The following is a 17,848-nucleotide window of genomic DNA, read 5'->3' as shown; positions in this document are numbered from 1 at the left end:
AAATTATTTAAAAGTCAGTTTAGCAATTCTCCCTTTCCCAGCGGCATATGCTGTAGAATCATTTAAGAATCTAACGGTAAAGAATCCTTCGTCACTTAATTGAGTCCAATTTTCACCTCCATCTTTAGAATAAGAGATGCCGGTAAAACCAGTTGCCACCAATTCCTTAGAATCTCCATTTGGAATGTATCTTACACTGCTTTTATATCCAGGATCTTTCCCTTCTGCTACCAATTGCCAGGTTTTACCACCATCCTTTGTTATGGCTTTATTACCTTCATTCCCATCAGGTTTCGTATAATCTCCGCCAATAATAAAACCATTTGCGGCATCATAAAAATCTAAACTATAACCACCCGTTGTAGCTTCTCCTTGAAGAAGAGGAGTTTCATAAACTTTCCATGAATTCCCTTTATCTTCAGAATAAAATATTCTTGACTTTTTACCTCCTGAAAGTATCCAGGTATGATCTCCTTGAACTGCTATATTAGAATTACTAGCAGCAAAAGCAGCCTCTCCTTCTTCAGATTTAGGAAATGCATTGCAATTTATTTTCTTCCAAGTTTGTCCACCATCTCTTGTTATAATAACAGAAAGACATTCTGTTGTAGGGTCTCCCATTGCTATACCTTCCTTTTCATTCCAAAAGATCATTGAATCATAAAATACTTTATCGCTCTCCTCTTTGTATACCAATTCCATTTTTCCAGTTTCGCCGGTTTTATAAAGCAGCCCAGGATTTCCTACGCTCAACATAAAGAAATCTGAAGAAGTACTTGCCACTGCTCTAAACTCAGGAGCTACAGAATCATTCAGTTGTTGATTCGTTTTCCATTGTCCGGTTTGAGAATTATAAAGCCCATAGACTCCATTATTAGCTGCAAAGGCAAGATTATTCCCCATTATCTCTATCGCTCTTATGCTAAGAGAATCATCTTGTAAGATATTCTTTACATCAACACTTGTAAAGAATTTTCGTTGCTTCTCCATTTTTTCATCAGACTTGCAGCCTATAGTCAATAAAACAAATAAAAACAGTAATTTCTTCATATCTATAATTTGAATCAAAGATAAATTTTTCCGTAGCAAAAAAATGTACCTTTGCAGCTTTAAAATATAATTATGCGTTTACACCGAAATTTAGTCTTTGCAACGATTGATGCCTTATCAGAAATTTTTAATGATGGGAAATATGCCGATAAAGTGATTGAAAAAACTTTAAAACGCGATAAAAGATGGGGTTCTAGAGACCGTAGCTTTATTGCGGAAACCACTTATGATATTGTTCGATGGAAACGTCTTTATACAGAAATTGCTGAAGTTAAGGCTCCTTATTCTAGAGAGAATTTATTTAGATTGTTCGCGGTATGGGCAACTCTTAGAGGCGTTACCTTACCAGATTGGAAACAAATAGAACCAACTCCTAGCAGAAGAATAAAAGGAAGGTTTGATGAATTAAGTCAAATTAGAAAATTTAAAGAATCTATTCCAGATTGGATGGATGAGTTAGGTGTTAGAGAACTTGGTGAAAAGGTATGGGAGAAAGAAATTCATGCGCTTAATGAACAAGCACCTGTGGTACTTAGAGTGAATACTTTAAAGACTAATAGAGATAAACTTAGAAGTGTTTTAAAAGATGAGGATATTCTTACAGAACCAATTAAAGGATTTCCGGATGCTTTACAGTTGGTAGAAAGAGCTAATGTTTTTAAAACTGAAGCTTTTAAGAATGGAAATTTTGAAGTTCAGGATGCTTCTTCACAAATGGTAGCCAGATTCATGGAAGTGGAACCTGGAATGCGTGTAGTAGATACGTGTGCAGGTGCAGGTGGTAAAACCTTGCATATTGCTGCTTTAATGGAAAACAAAGGGCAGATTATTGCTACAGATATTTATGAGAATAAATTAAAAGAGCTTAAAAGACGTGCTAAACGTGCCGGAGCTCATAATATAGACCCGCGTACTATAGATACTACTAAAGTTGTTAAAAAACTTTACGGCACTGCAGATAGAGTTTTAATAGATGCGCCATGCAGCGGACTTGGAGTTTTAAGTAGAAACCCGGATGCTAAGTGGAAATTACAACCAGAATTTTTAGATAAAATTAGAGCAACTCAAATAGAGATCTTAGATCAGTATTCTAGAATAGTTAAGCCTGGAGGAAAATTGGTGTATGCCACATGTTCTATCTTGCCTTCTGAAAATCAGGAACAGGTTGAGAAATTCTTAAACCGTGAAGCCGGGAAGAATTTCAAACTAGTAAAAGATCAAAAAATACTGTCTTCTGTAACCGGGTATGATGGTTTTTATATGGCTTTGCTTGAAAATAAAATCGAGAATTAAATAGACCAAATTCTTTTATAATTTAGAGATCTCAATAGAACGTCTTTGGCTTTTATTGAGATCTTTCTTATTTTATATCACTTCTACTCGTTCATTTATTAGAACTAATATTTTATATTATTTATTCTAAATTACACCTAAAAAACTTAAATTTGAGCTTTCTCAAACAACACAAAACAAGGCAGAATGATCCTTTTCTTCGGAACCCAAACCACTAAGGTTTACGCAGTGCAAACGCACTCCACACTTTCAGCGCAGGATATTTCAAAATTAGACTGGCTTTTCGGCGACGCCCAACACCTCAATAAATCTGCACTTGCAGATTTTTTTATTGGTCCACGTGCCGCAATGGTTACTCCTTGGAGTACTAATGCTGTAGAAATAACCCAAACAATGGGTATTAAAGGAATTCTTAGAATTGAAGAATTTCTAAAAGTGGATTCAAAATATAGCAAATTTGATCCGATGCTTTCTCAGAAGTATGATGGGTTGGATCAGGAAATATTCACAGTAGATAGCAAGCCTCAAGCTATTATTGAGGTAGAAGATATTGCAGCTTTCAACAAACAGGAAGGACTTTCCTTAAATGGTGAAGAAGTAGCATACCTTCAAAATCTATCTAAAAAATTAGAACGAAAACTTACAGATTCAGAAGTTTTCGGATTTTCTCAAGTGAATTCAGAGCATTGTAGACACAAGATCTTCAATGGTACTTTTGTGATAGATGGAAAAGAAAAACCATCTACCCTCTTTAAGCTTATCAGAAAAACTTCCGAAGAAAATCCAAATGGGATTGTTTCTGCATATAAAGACAATGTAGCTTTTGTAAAAGGACCCCGAGTGCAGCAATTTGCACCAAAAGCTGCAGATGTTCCAGAATACTACCAAAATACAGATTTTGAATCTGTGATCTCCCTAAAAGCTGAAACCCATAACTTTCCAACAACAGTAGAACCTTTCAATGGAGCTGCTACCGGAAGTGGTGGAGAGATTAGAGATAGACTTGCCGGTGGAAAAGGTTCTTTACCTTTAGCGGGAACTGCTGTTTATATGACTTCTTATTCTAGATCAGGTAAGAATAACAAGGATTGGGAAAAGAATATTCTGGAAAGAAAGTGGTTGTATCAAACTCCTATGGATATCTTGATAAAAGCATCAAATGGCGCTTCAGATTTTGGCAATAAATTCGGCCAGCCATTAATAACCGGTTCTGTTCTAACTTTTGAACATTCAGAAAATGACAGGACTTTGGCGTATGATAAAGTGATCATGCTTGCCGGAGGAATAGGATATGGAAAAGCAGATCAGGCCATCAAAGAAGTTCCTAAAAAAGGAGATAAAATAGTAGTTCTTGGTGGTGAGAATTACAGAATTGGAATGGGTGGAGCTGCAGTATCTTCTGCAGATACCGGTGCTTTAGGAAGCGGAATTGAATTAAACGCTATACAAAGAGCGAACCCGGAAATGCAAAAAAGAGCTGCAAATGCTATTCGAGGAATGGTAGAACGTGAGCACAACCCTATAATTTCTATCCATGATCACGGCGCTGGTGGACATTTAAACTGTCTAAGCGAACTTGTTGAAGATACCGGAGGAAATATAGATCTGGATGAATTACCTGTTGGAGATCCTACCCTATCGTGTAAAGAGATCATAGGTAATGAGTCTCAAGAACGAATGGGACTTCTTATTGCTGAAAAAGATATGGAGACCTTAAGAAAGGTTTCTGAGAGAGAAAGAACCCCTATGTACAGCGTAGGACATGTTACTGAAGACAGACATTTCTTATTTCAAAGTAAGAAAACCGGTGAAAAACCAATGGATCTGGAATTGGCAGATATGTTTGGAAGTTCTCCAAAAACTATCATGACAGATAGTACTGTAGATAGAAAATATGCTGAAGTTTCTTATTCAAAAGAAAAAATCAATAAATATTTAGAACAACTACTTCAATTAGAAGCGGTTGCTTGTAAAGACTGGTTAACAAACAAAGTAGATAGATGTGTTACCGGCCGAGTTGCCAAACAACAAACCGCAGGACCACTACAACTTCCATTAAACAATGTTGGGGTGATGGCCTTAGATTATAACGGAAAAGAAGGAGTTGCTACCACAATTGGGCACTCCCCTATTTCGGCTTTGGTAGATCCTGTTGCAGGTTCCAGAAATTCTATTGGAGAAGCACTTTCAAACCTAATTTGGGCACCGCTTGAAAAAGGAATGAAATCTGTTTCGCTTTCTGCAAACTGGATGTGGCCTTGTAATAATGAAGGTGAAGATGCTAGATTATACGAAGCGGTTCAAGGAGTTTCAGATTTTTCTATAGAATTAGGGATCAACGTTCCAACGGGAAAAGATTCTCTTTCTATGAAACAAAAATATAAAGAAGGAGACGTGCTTGCACCGGGAACGGTTATTATTTCTGCTGCCGGGCATTGCGATAATATTACTAAAGTTGTAGAGCCGGTTCTTAAAAAGAATAGCGGTGATGTTTATTATATCAACTTATCTCAAGATTCGTTTAAATTGGGAGGTTCTTCTTTTGGTCAAATTTTGAATAAAGTAGGAAGCGAAGTTCCAACTATTAAAGATGCAGCTTCATTTAAAAATGCTTTTAATACTATCCAAGGATTGATCAAGGCAGATCTTATTGCTGCCGGACACGATGTTGCTTCCGGAGGTTTGATAACTACTTTACTAGAAATGTGTTTTGCAGATGTGAATTTAGGCGCAAAACTTGATCTTACAGGATTGAATGAAGAAGATTCTGTAAAACTTCTTTTCAATGAAAATTGCGGAATTGTTTTTCAAGCGGAAGATAATAGTGCAGTTGAAGAAGTGCTGAAAGACAACGCAATAAAATTCTTTAAAATAGGTAATGTTGTAGAAGGAACTTCAGTAGAAATTAGAAATGGAATGGACGAATTTAAGTTCGATATTCCAAGCTTAAGAGATACTTGGTATAAAACGTCTTTCCTATTAGATGAAGCTCAAAGCGGAATAGACAATGCTACGCAGCGTTTTAATAATTATAAAAAGCAACCATTAGAATTTGTTTTTCCTAAACATTTTGATGGAAAATTACCAAAATTAGATAGTTCTAAACCAAAGATTAAAGCAGCGATCATCAGAGAAAAAGGATCGAATTCTGAACGTGAGATGGCGAGAGCAATGCACCTTGCAGGATTTGATGTTAAAGATGTGCACATGACAGATCTTATTTCCGGAAGAGAAACTTTGGAAGATATTAAGTTTATAGCTGCTGTTGGTGGTTTCTCAAATTCAGACGTTTTAGGAAGTGCTAAAGGTTGGGCTGGAGCTTTCTTGTATAATGATAAAGCTAAAAATGCATTAGACAAGTTCTTCGCTAGAGAAGATACATTGTCTCTTGGGGTTTGTAATGGTTGTCAGTTATTTATAGAATTAGGCTTAATCAATCCAGAAGATACACAAAAGCCAAAAATGCTTCACAATGAATCTCATAAGTTTGAATGTAATTTCACCTCCGTAGAAATTCAAGAGAACAACTCAGTAATGCTTTCAAGTCTTGCGGGAAGTAAATTAGGTATTTGGGCTGCGCATGGAGAAGGAAAATTTAGTTTTCCTTATGAAGAGCGCAACTATAATATCGTAGGAAAATATGGATATGAAGGGTATCCAGCCAATCCAAACGGTTCTCATTTTAATGCCGCAATGCTTACAGATGTTACCGGAAGACATTTAGTAACTATGCCACATTTTGAGAGATCAACCTTTCAATGGAATTGGGCCTACTATCCAGAAGGAAGAAAAGATGAAGTTTCTCCTTGGTTAGAAGGTTTTGTAAACGCAAGAAAGTGGTTGGAAAAGATATAGACAATCAAATTTAAAGATCATAAAAAGATGGGATAATGAATATATCCCATCTTTTTTTATATAATAGATTTGAAATAGCCTCCAATTTTACTATTTTGCATGGAACATTTTATTAAAACACTTAAATGACTGATATAAAACGGCTTTTTGATTTTCCATATTATCAATTAGAGAATCATCCTTTAGAAGTAGCCTTGGCCACGAAATACAATGGTAAATGGGAGACTTTATCTACACAACAATATATAGACCAGGCAAATGTAATTAGCCGCGGACTATTAAGACTGGGAGTTAAGCCCAATGATAAAATTGCGGTAATCTCTACATCTAATAGAAATGAATGGAATGTTTTAGATATTGGAGTTTTACAATTAGGAGCTCAGAACGTTCCTATCTATCCTACTATTTCTGAAGAGGATTATGAATATGTTCTTAATCATAGTGGTGCTACCTATTGCTTTGTATCAGACACAGAGGTTTTAGAGAAATTGAGAGCGATTCAGCATAACACGCAATTAAAAGAGGTTTATTCTTTTGACGAAATTGAAGGTTGTAAGAATTGGAAAGAAGTTTTAGATCAAGGGGAAGATAAAAGCAATCAAGACGAAGTAGAAACGCTAAAGAAAGCTGTTACAGAAAAAGATCTTGCAACTATAATCTATACTTCCGGAACTACAGGAAGACCTAAAGGTGTGATGCTCTCTCATGAAAATATTGCCAGTGATGTATTGGGAAGTTCTCTTAGAGTTCCTTTTGAAACAGGAGTATATACCGCTTTGAGCTTTTTACCAATTTGTCACATCTTTGAAAGAATGATACTCTATCTATACCAATATTATAGCGTATCTATCTATTTCGCAGAGTCTATAGATAAGATAAGTGATAACTTAAAAGAAGTTAAACCACACGTTATAACTGCAGTACCGCGCCTTTTAGAAAAGGTTTACGATAAAATTATCGCTAAAGGCACAGATCTTGGCGGTGTAAAACAGAAATTATTTTATTGGGCTGTAGAACTCGGATTGGAATATGAACCATACGGTGCCAATGGCTGGTGGTATGAAACCAAGCTTAGCCTTGCCAGAAAACTTATTTTCTCTAAATGGAAAGAAGGTTTAGGTGGTAATATTGAATTGATTGTTTCTGGTAGTGCCGCTCTACAACCAAGACTTACCAGAGTTTTTGCAGCGGCTGGAATACCGGTTATGGAAGGTTATGGATTAACTGAAACATCTCCTGTAATTGCGGTAAATGACCAGCGTAAGAAAGGATTTAAGATAGGTACAGTTGGGAGAGTTATAGATAATGTAGAAGTTAAAATAGCTGAAGATGGGGAGATCCTTACTAAAGGTCCAAATTTAATGATAGGCTATTTTAAGGATAAGGAGAAAACCGATGAGGCTATAAATCCTGAGGGATGGTTCCATACTGGAGATATTGGGGAGATCGATAAAGAAGGTTTCTTGAAAATCACAGATAGAAAAAAAGAAATGTTTAAGACATCTGGAGGGAAGTATGTTGCTCCTCAAATAATTGAAAATACCATGAAGCAATCTCGCTTTATAGAGCAGATCATGGTTATTGGTGAAGGAGAAAAAATGCCTGCAGCCTTTATTCAGCCTAATTTTGAGTTTGTTGAAGATTGGGCTAAAAGAAAAAATTTAGATCTTGGAAAATCTTCTGAAGAACTTGTTGAAAATGAGGAAGTAATAAAACGCATTCAGGAAGAAGTAGATTTTTACAACGCTAAGTTTGGACATTGGGAGAAAGTAAAACGTTTTGAACTAACGCCTGAAGTATGGGGAATAGATAACGATATGCTTACTCCTACTATGAAATTGAAGCGTAGAAATATAAAAGAGAAATATATGGATCTCTATAATAAGATCTACGAACGTTAGAATCTTTCATATATAATATTAAGTTACTGTTAAACTCCTCAAAATTGAGGAGTTTTTTTATTGTATTACCTTAAATTTAAGTGTTTTGCTTTCAAGATGAAATTTTAGTCTAATTTATTATGCATGCATAATATTTTTTTATAACTTTGGATTCCATCAATTTAAATATGAAAGAAAAAACCATCGATTACGTCTTGCGAGCTACCTGGATGGCTGTCTCAAAAATGTATAATGAAGAAGCTGGCAAAGCTGGAAGTACGATGGCAACAGGATTTGCACTTTTAAGCATAGATCCGGAAAAAGGCACCCCTTCTACCTCACTTGGCCCCAAAATGGGAATGGAAGCCACCAGTTTATCAAGAATTTTAAAGACCATGGAAGAGAAAGGTCTTATAGAAAGAAAGAAAAATCCAAACGATGGCAGAAGTGTTCTTCTTCACCTAACAGATTTCGGCAAAGAAATGAGAGATTTTTCTAAAGGTGTAGTGTTAAGGTTTGATGAGGTGGTAAAAGAATCTGTATCCCCGGAAGAGTTAAAAACCTTTATGAATGTTGCCAATACTATTATGGAGCTTATTTCAAACAAAAAAGTATACAAGCAAGACATTAGTAAATAATTTAAAGATAAAGGCCGGTAGTTATATGGTCTTTAATAATTCAAAAATAAACATCAACAAATGAAACGTAGAATTAATAAAGTAGCAGTTATTGGCTCCGGAATTATGGGTAGCGGTATTGCATGCCATTTCGCAAACATAGGAGTAGAAGTTCTTCTACTGGATATAGTTCCTCGAGAACTTAATGAGAAAGAAAAGAAAAAAGGATTAACCTTAGAAGACAAAGTAGTTCGTAATAGAATTGTAAATGAAGATTTACAAACCGCTCTAAAATCTAAGCCCTCTCCTATCTACAATCAGGCATTTGCTAGTAGAATAAAAACGGGGAATTTAGAAGATGATATTTCTAAAGTTTCAGAAGTTGATTGGATCATAGAGGTTGTTGTAGAAAGACTTGATATTAAAAAGCAGGTTTTTGATAATCTTGAAAAGCATAGAAAACCGGGAACTTTAATTACTTCAAACACCTCTGGAATTCCAATAAAATTTATGAGTGAAGGAAGAAGCGAAGATTTTCAGAAGCATTTCTGTGGAACTCACTTCTTTAACCCACCTAGATATTTAAGATTATTTGAAATTATTCCAGGACCAAAAACAGATCCGGAAGTTCTAAGTTTCTTAAATGAATACGGAGAAAAATTCTTAGGTAAAACCACAGTTATTGCTAAAGATACTCCTGCATTTGTAGGAAACAGAGTTGGTATTTTTAGTATTATGAGTTTGTTCCATATGGTAAAAGATATGGATATGACCATTGAAGAGGTTGATAAACTAACCGGACCAGTAATTGGTAGACCTAAGTCTGCAACTTTTAGAACGGTAGACGTTGTAGGACTAGATACCTTAGTTCATGTTGCTAATGGGTTACATCAGGGTGTACCATCAGATGAGCAACATGATCTATTCGCCTTACCAAACTTCATAGATTCTATGATGACCAATAAGTGGTTAGGAAGTAAATCTGGTCAAGGGTTTTATAAAAAAATTAAAAATGAAGATGGATCTAGCGAGATACAATCTTTAGATCTAAATACCTTAGAATACAGAGGATCAAAAAGAGCTTCTTTTGCTACTTTAGAAATGACCAAGACCATAGATAATGTGGTAGATAGATTTAAGGTGCTAATTAAAGGTAAAGATAAGGCGGGTGAATTCTATAGAAAGAACTTCTCTGCCCTTTTCGCTTATGTTTCGAACAGAATTCCAGAAATAGCAGATGAGCTTTACAAAATTGATGATGCCATGAAAGCTGGTTTTGGATGGGAACATGGACCATTTCAAATTTGGGATGCTATTGGTGTAGAAAAAGGTATCGAAATGATGAAAGCAGAAGGTCATGAACCTGCTGCATGGGTTAAGGAGATGCTAGAAAGCGGAAGTAAGAGTTTCTATACCGTAAAAGAAGGAAATACTTATTATTATGACATTCCTAAAAAGGAACAGGTAAAAGTACCAGGTCAGGATGCATTCATTATTCTTGATAATATTAGAGAATCTAAAGAGGTCTTTAAAAATAGTGGCGTTGTAGTTGAAGATCTAGGAGATGGAATCTTGAATGTTGAATTCAGAAGTAAAATGAATTCTATTGGAGGTGATGTTCTTGATGGATTGAACAAAGCATTGGATATTGCTGAAAGAGATTACCAAGGATTGGTTGTTGCTAACAATGGGAAGAATTTCTCTGTAGGTGCAAATATCGGGATGATCTTTATGATGGCGGTTGAACAGGAGTATGACGAATTGAACATGGCTATCAAATATTTCCAAGATACTATGATGAGAATGCGTTATTCTTCTATTCCAACAGTTGCTGCACCTCATGCAATGACACTTGGTGGTGGATGTGAACTTTCACTTCATGCAGATATGGTAGTTGCTGCGGCAGAAACCTATATCGGTTTAGTTGAATTTGGAGTTGGTGTAATTCCTGGTGGTGGTGGATCTAAAGAAATGACAGTTCGTGCTGCTGCTACTTATCATGATGGTGATGTAGAGTTGAATAGACTAAGAGAACATTTCTTAGCTATTGGAATGGCTAAAGTTTCTACTTCTGCCCACGAAGCGTTTGACCTTAATCTACTTCAAAAAGGAAAAGATATAGTTGTTATAAATCCAGACCGTCAATTAGCAATTGCTAAGAAACATGCTTTGTTAATGGCTGAAAACGGATATACACAACCGGTAAAACAATCTAATATTAAGGTTTTAGGAAAACAAGCATTAGGAGCTTTTTACGTAGGAACAGACCAAATGTTTGCAGGAAAATATATAAGTGAGCATGATAAGAAGATCGCAAACAAATTGGCCTATGTAATGGCTGGTGGAGATCTTTCTGATGCTAATTATGTAAGTGAACAATATCTACTAGATCTTGAAAGAGAAGCATTCTTATCTCTTACAGGAGAACGTAAGACTTTAGAAAGATTAGAACACATGTTGAAAAAGGGGAAACCACTTAGAAATTAGTACTTAAAAGTAGAAATAAATTTTAAGGAGGTTATAAACTCTTCAATCTAAAAAGACAATAAAAATGAAAACAGCATATATAGTTAAAGCATATAGAACTGCAGTTGGAAAAGCTCCTCGCGGAGTGTTCAGATTTAAAAGACCTGATGAATTAGCAGCAGAAACTATTCAATACATGATGGACAAAGTTCCAAATTTTGATAAATCTCGAATTGATGATGTTATTGTAGGAAACGCAATGCCTGAAGCAGAACAAGGACTTAACGTAGGTAGATTCATCTCTCTTATGGGTCTTAAGGTGGAAGACGTTCCTGGAATGACCGTGAACCGTTATTGCGCATCTGGATTGGAAACCATTGCCATTGCTTCAGCAAAAATACAGAGCGGAATGGCAGATTGTATTATTGCAGGTGGTGCAGAAAGCATGAGTTATATCCCAATGGGAGGATATAAACCAACGCCAGACTACAAAGTGGCCAAAGAAGGCAATGAAGATTATTACTGGGGAATGGGTCTTACTGCAGAAGAGGTTGCAAATAGATACAAGATCTCTAGAGAAGATCAAGATGAATTTGCCTTCACTTCTCACCAAAGAGCCTTAAAAGCTCAAAAAGAAGGAAGATTTAAAGATCAGATCGTCCCAATTACTGTTAACGAGACTTTTGTTGGTCCTGATGGAAAAAAACAAACCAAGTCTTATACAGTAACTGAAGATGAAGGTCCAAGAGCAGATACTTCTATTGAAGTATTGAACAAATTGAGACCTGTATTTGCAGATGGTGGAAGTGTAACTGCCGGAAACTCATCACAAATGAGTGATGGTGCTGCCTTTGTTATGGTTATGAGTGAAGAAATGATGAAAGAGATGAATCTGGAGCCAATTGCTAGATTAGTAAGTTATGCTCCGGTAGGATTAGAACCTAAAATTATGGGGATGGGACCTGTTTATGCAATTCCAAAGGCTTTAAAACAAGGTGGATTGAAACAAAATGACATTGAATTGTTCGAGTTGAACGAAGCTTTTGCTTCTCAATCTCTTGCAGTTATTAGAGAACTAGGTTTGAATAAGGATATTGTAAATGTAAATGGTGGAGCTATCTCTATGGGTCACCCACTAGGATGTACAGGAGCAAAATTATCTGTTCAGATCTTCGATGAAATGAAAAAACGTGAATTAAAGAATAAATACGCCATGGTAACTATGTGCGTGGGTACCGGACAAGGTGCTGCAGGTGTTTACGAGGTATTTTAATTAATTCAATTTAAATAGTATTAACCAATCTGAATTATAATCGACTATAAGATTTTATAATTCAACATTCAATAAAATAAAATGAGCGATACAGCAACGAACAAAGATCTATTACGCGGTGGACAATTTCTTGTAAAAGAAACCAAGTGCGAAGATGTTTTTACTCCAGAAGATTTCAACGAGGAGCAAAATATGATGAAAGACTCGGTTAAAGAATTTGTAGACCGTGAGATCTGGCCTAAGAAAGAAGAATTTGAACAAAAGAATTATGCTCTAACCAAAGAGGTGATGGAAAAAGCTGGAGAACTTGGTTTTCTAGGTATTTCTGTTCCTGAAGAATATGATGGTTTGGGAATGGGATTTGTTTCTACAATGTTAGTATGTGATTATATTTCTGGTGCAACCGGATCTGTAGCAACTGCGTTTGGAGCACATACGGGAATTGGAACTATGCCAATAACTCTATACGGAACTGAAGAACAAAAGAAAAAATATGTTCCAAAATTAGCTACCGGAGAGTGGTTTGGAGCTTATTGCCTTACAGAGCCAGGTGCAGGTAGTGATGCCAACTCTGGAAAGACTAAAGCTGTTCTTTCTGAAGACGGAAAGTCTTACAGCATTAGCGGACAGAAAATGTGGATCTCCAATGCAGGATTTGCTCATACTTTTATAGTTTTTGCCCGTATTGAAGATGATAAATACATCACCGGATTTATTGTTGAATATGATAAAGAAAATCCAAACGGAATTTCTTTTGGGGAAGAAGAAAAGAAATTGGGTATTCACTCCTCTTCTACTCGCCAAGTATTCTTTAATGAGACAAAAGTTCCGGCAGAAAATATGCTATCTGAAAGAGGTAACGGTTTTAAGATCGCAATGAATGCTTTGAACGTAGGTAGAATTAAGTTGGCTGCAGCTTGTTTAGACGCTCAGAGAAGAGTTATTACAAGTTCTGTAAGCTATGCTAATGAGCGTACACAATTCAATACTCCTATTGCTCAGTTTGGAGCTATTAAATCTAAATTAGCCGAAATGGCTACTTCAGCTTATGCCGGAGAATCTGCATCTTACAGAGCTGCTAAAAATATTGAAGATAGAATAACTCTTAGAACCGAAGAAGGAAACTCTCATGCAGATGCAGAATTAAAGAGTGTTGAAGAATATGCAATAGAATGTTCAATTCTAAAAGTAGCTTGTTCAGAAGACGTTCAAAACTGTAGCGATGAAGGTATTCAGGTATATGGAGGAATGGGATTCTCTGCAGACACTCCAATGGAATCTGCATGGAGAGATGCCCGTATCTCTCGTATTTACGAAGGTACCAATGAGATTAACAGAATGTTAGCGGTTGGAATGTTGGTAAAGAAAGCCATGAAAGGCCATGTAGATCTTTTAGGACCTGCAACTAAAGTTGGGGAAGAACTTACTGGAATTCCATCTTTTGACAAACCAGATTATTCTGAATTATTTGCAGAAGAAAAAGAACTTTTGGCTAACCTTAAGAAAGTGTTTTTAATGGTTGCCGGAAGTGCAGTTCAAAAATTTGGTCCACAATTAGAAGATCATCAGCAATTACTTTTAGCTTCTTCAGATATTCTTATTGAAGTATATATGGCAGAATCTACTTTGTTAAGAACTGAAAAAAATGCGAAGCGTTTTGGAGAAGATCAACAAAAAGAACAAATAGCTATGACAAAGTTGTACCTATATCATGCTGTAGATACTATCACTCAAAAAGCGAAAGAAGCAATTGTATCTTTTGCTGAAGGAGATGAGCAACGTATGATGTTAATGGGACTTAAACGTTTCACTAAATATCAAAATCAGCCTAACGTAGTTGAATTGAGAAATATGATTGCTGATAAATTAACTTCAGAAAACAAATATTGTTTCTAAGAAGCTTTAAAATTATCATATTATTAAGCCACCTTGTAATTAAGGTGGCTTTTTATTTTTTAATTGTTAAATTTTAATGATGTTAACTATTGTAAATCAATTAATAAGAATAACCATATCGTACTATGTTCATTAAAATATTAATTATTTGTTAAGGTAATTGCTATAATATTATATATTGTAGGCTTAATCCCTAACAAACTTAACAAATGAAAAAATTAATTTTAGGAATGGCTGCTATGGCTTTGATGTTCACATCGTGTAATGATGACCAATCAGAAAATGTGGATGAAATTGCTCAAGAAAACGTAGATATGAGTGACTTTTATGTTTACACCGATTTTACCGCAAATGATGAGTTTAAAGCTGCAGAAGGCAAGAAAAATTGTTATTCTATGCAACATCTTAATCACATGCTAAATAAGGATGAGAAGCTTTATAAAAAGATGTATGATATAGAACATAACACAAGATCTATACTTGCTAAATCGTCTAACGGGCAAAAAGGCAAACCAGGATCCGGAGGTGGTGGACCTACCCCTCCTGTTTCAGATAACTTAGGAGTAATTTCTATTCCTGTAGTAATAACTGTTGTATACAGCAATTCTCAAGAAAATATTTCTGATGCTCAGATCAATTCTCAACTTGCAGTTTTAAATAATGACTTTAGAGCAACAAATGGAGATAGAAGTAATATTCCTTCAGAATTTGCTGGGCTAGCTGCAGATTCTGAAATTCAATTTACTTTAGCTGGTGTGCGCAGATATAGTAATTCTACCACCCAGTGGGGAACAAATGATGCTGTAAAGAGTCAGTACCCACCCGTAACTCCATCTTCTACACTAAATATCTGGGTTTGTAATATTGGAGGAGGAATTCTTGGTTATGCACAATTTCCAGGTGGACCATCATCCACAGATGGTGTAGTAATAGGACCAAATTACTTTGGTAGCACAGGTTATGTCTCTGCTCCATTCAATAAAGGTAGAACCGCAACTCATGAGGTTGGTCACTACTTAAACCTACGTCATATCTGGGGTGATGGTAGATGTCAACAAGATGATTTTGTTGCAGATACCCCTTCTTCAGATGCACCAAATTATGGTTGTCCATCATACCCTACCGTAAATTGTAGATCTACTGATATGACTATGAACTATATGGATTATACTAATGATGCATGTATGTATATGTTCTCTAATGGTCAAAAAGAAAGACTTAGAACTATTTTTATGAGTGGAGGACCAAGACAAGCAATGGCTAACTAAAACACACCTTATTTATCTTATTTTAAAGCCACCCAAATTAGGTGGCTTTTTTAATTTATAATTATTTTCTATATTATCCAATATCAACAAATGATCATATGATAAAAATATTAGTTCGAATCTGGCTACTTATTGGATTTATAGTTAGTTTTCAAAATACTTTTGCATATCAAAATGAAAAAGATAGCACCAAAACAGAAGACCAAAATTCACCAGATAAAAGTCTTATTGTTAATGATAGCTTGAATTATGATCAAAATCCATTAGTAGAATATTCCGAAGGTTATTATATTGTTAATCAACTTAACGAGGCTATTGGCTTACCTCCAAAGGAATTTAATTTAACCTCCCCACAGGCTACTTTAGAACATTTTATAGTAAGTTCTAGAAATAAAAAATTTGATGAAGCAGCTTACGCGCTAAATTTCAATTTACTGTCTGATAATATTTCAAAAAAAGATGCAGCAATAATTACGGAAAAATTGTTCTTCGTAATAGAACAACGTGTTCTCATTTCTTGGGATAATATTCCAGATAGGCCAGATGGACAAGTAGATATTAGCACTTCCACAAATAAGGCAGTTGCGGGTAAACCAAGAAGAAGTATAAAGTTTGGAGAAATAGAAATGGATGGACGGGACATTGTATTTCGCTTACAACGCTTAAAATATAAGGACAATGGACCGCTATGGCTTATTTCTTCTCAAACCGTAGAGAATATTGAACCGCTTTATAAAATCTATGGTCCTAGAAAGTTAGATAAGATAATGCCTACTTGGATAAGCTTTAAAATACTTGATATTCCATTTTGGAAATACTTTGGAACTTTACTCTTAATAATTATATCCTATCTAATTGCTAAAGGCGTTGCCATAATCATTAGAAAGATCTTTTCTAGTTCAAATACATATTGGATAAAAGATATCGCTAATAAATTATCATCTCCCGCTGGTTCTGCGATAGGAGTCTTAATATTTTATTTGCTACTCAATAAATTAATATCATTCTCAGGTCCTTTGGCCAGAGGTATCTATGCTATTCTATTGCTATCAGTAATTATTATTTTTACTTGGCTAATTATGAGACTTATAGATTATATCATGGATTTTTTTACTAAAAGTAAAATTGGTGATATTACAGCAGAAGAAAACAGTGAGTCTAGAAGGATGTTAACCTACATTTCTGTTGGTAGAAGAATTTTTATTTTTGCAATAGTCATTACTTCAGCCTATATAATGCTATCACAGTTCCCTTCCCTAGAAAATTTAGGAATTTCTTTGATGGCATCTGCTGGAATAGCTACGGTTGTTTTAGGTATTGCAGCACAAAGTACGTTGGGTAATATTATTGCCGGTATACAAATAGCAATCACAAAACCTGTTAGAATTGGAGATGCTTTAATTATTGAAGGTGATTATGGTTTTGTTGAAGATATTCGCTTTACATATCTTATAGTGAGAACGTGGAATTTGCATCGCAAAATTATTCCCCTAAGAGATGTTATATCTGAAAGTTTTAAAAACCTATCTATAACCAATTCGCAAAAATTAGGGGAAATTGAAATTGTAGCTGATTATAGAATTGATGTTCAAAAAGTAAGAGAAAAATTTTCTGAACTTTTAAAGCAATCTGAAGATTGGGACCAAGATTATGAACCTATAGTTGAAGTTACCGAGATTACCGAGAAAACTCTCAAAATGAGATGTCTTTGTAGCGCAAAGGACTTTTCTAGCGTTTGGAACCTTAGATGTAAATTACGTGAAGAGCTTATTAAATATGTGTGTGAACTAGAAGATGGACTCTACCTTTCTAAACAACGTGTGAGTATTCAAAAAATCAACGATGAAACTGATCAATTTGATTGATATGAATATCCAAAAAATCTAGGTGTTATAAAATTTAGTCAAAGTATACATACGCAAAATGGAACTAGTGTGTTTAGGTTCAATTTAAGATATATGAGTTACTCATACTAGTGTAGAATAACAAAAAGATATAATATCAACAGACAATCTTAAAACTTTATTTGCAAGTGATATTGGCATGAAGAACGGAGTAACCATATCATTAATTAAAATTTATAAATCTAAATTTAAAATTTGATTTTATAGGTTATTAGATATCTTGGGAAGGATCTAACCAAAATTTCTATTCCACTGTTAATTACCCTTATTTAGATAAGTATAAATCTAAATGTTCTATAGGTTGAAATCTCGATTAAGAAAAGCACCTACTAGTTCTATAAAAAAG

At 35.1% G+C, this 17,848-nt stretch carries 10 protein-coding genes; 9 read left to right on the top strand and 1 reads right to left on the bottom strand.

The genetic code is table 11. The annotated features are described in order from the left end of the window. Positions 1 to 3: 3 nt before the first annotated feature. Positions 4 to 1,050: a WD40/YVTN/BNR-like repeat-containing protein gene (locus tag BLT84_RS11355; RefSeq protein ID WP_091268209.1), complete on the bottom strand. Its 1,047-nt coding sequence runs from the start codon at positions 1,048 to 1,050 to the stop codon at positions 4 to 6. Positions 1,051 to 1,122: 72 nt separating this feature from the next. Between BLT84_RS11355 and BLT84_RS11350 the strand changes: the two genes are divergently transcribed. The 9 genes from BLT84_RS11350 to BLT84_RS11310 all read left to right on the top strand — a co-directional run bounded on the left by BLT84_RS11350 (position 1,123) and on the right by BLT84_RS11310 (position 17,463). Beyond that, entirely contained in the window at positions 1,123 to 2,343 is a 1,221-nt protein-coding gene (locus BLT84_RS11350; RefSeq protein WP_034891936.1) for an RsmB/NOP family class I SAM-dependent RNA methyltransferase, read from the top strand. Between the two features lie 186 nt (positions 2,344 to 2,529). Next, positions 2,530 to 6,198, top strand: coding sequence for a phosphoribosylformylglycinamidine synthase (gene purL, locus BLT84_RS11345; RefSeq protein ID WP_091265765.1), 3,669 nt, complete (start codon positions 2,530 to 2,532; stop codon positions 6,196 to 6,198). Positions 6,199 to 6,323: 125 nt separating this feature from the next. Beyond that, complete coding sequence (locus tag BLT84_RS11340; RefSeq protein WP_034891930.1) at positions 6,324 to 8,099, top strand: AMP-dependent synthetase/ligase; 1,776 nt, start codon at positions 6,324 to 6,326, stop codon at positions 8,097 to 8,099. 167 nt (positions 8,100 to 8,266) lie between these two features. After that, positions 8,267 to 8,716: a MarR family winged helix-turn-helix transcriptional regulator gene (locus BLT84_RS11335; protein ID WP_034891927.1), complete on the top strand. Its 450-nt coding sequence runs from the start codon at positions 8,267 to 8,269 to the stop codon at positions 8,714 to 8,716. Between the two features lie 60 nt (positions 8,717 to 8,776). Continuing rightward, positions 8,777 to 11,182, top strand: coding sequence for a 3-hydroxyacyl-CoA dehydrogenase/enoyl-CoA hydratase family protein (locus BLT84_RS11330; RefSeq protein ID WP_091265761.1), 2,406 nt, complete (start codon positions 8,777 to 8,779; stop codon positions 11,180 to 11,182). Positions 11,183 to 11,246: 64 nt separating this feature from the next. After that, on the top strand, positions 11,247 to 12,434 hold the full coding sequence (locus BLT84_RS11325) for an acetyl-CoA C-acyltransferase (RefSeq protein WP_034891911.1): 1,188 nt from the start codon (positions 11,247 to 11,249) through the stop codon (positions 12,432 to 12,434). A gap of 81 nt (positions 12,435 to 12,515) precedes the next feature. Next, positions 12,516 to 14,330 carry an acyl-CoA dehydrogenase family protein gene (locus tag BLT84_RS11320; protein WP_034891909.1) on the top strand — a complete coding sequence of 605 codons (1,815 nt, stop codon included), beginning with the start codon at positions 12,516 to 12,518 and terminating at the stop codon, positions 14,328 to 14,330. A gap of 209 nt (positions 14,331 to 14,539) precedes the next feature. Continuing rightward, entirely contained in the window at positions 14,540 to 15,598 is a 1,059-nt protein-coding gene (locus BLT84_RS11315) for a zinc metalloprotease (RefSeq protein WP_091265758.1), read from the top strand. Between the two features lie 98 nt (positions 15,599 to 15,696). Next, positions 15,697 to 17,463 carry a mechanosensitive ion channel family protein gene (locus BLT84_RS11310; RefSeq protein ID WP_091265754.1) on the top strand — a complete coding sequence of 589 codons (1,767 nt, stop codon included), beginning with the start codon at positions 15,697 to 15,699 and terminating at the stop codon, positions 17,461 to 17,463. Positions 17,464 to 17,848 lie beyond the last annotated feature (385 nt).

The organism is Gillisia sp. Hel1_33_143, assembly GCF_900104765.1.
Taxonomy (GTDB): domain Bacteria; phylum Bacteroidota; class Bacteroidia; order Flavobacteriales; family Flavobacteriaceae; genus Gillisia.
This window is presented reverse-complemented; position numbering and strand designations above follow the sequence as displayed.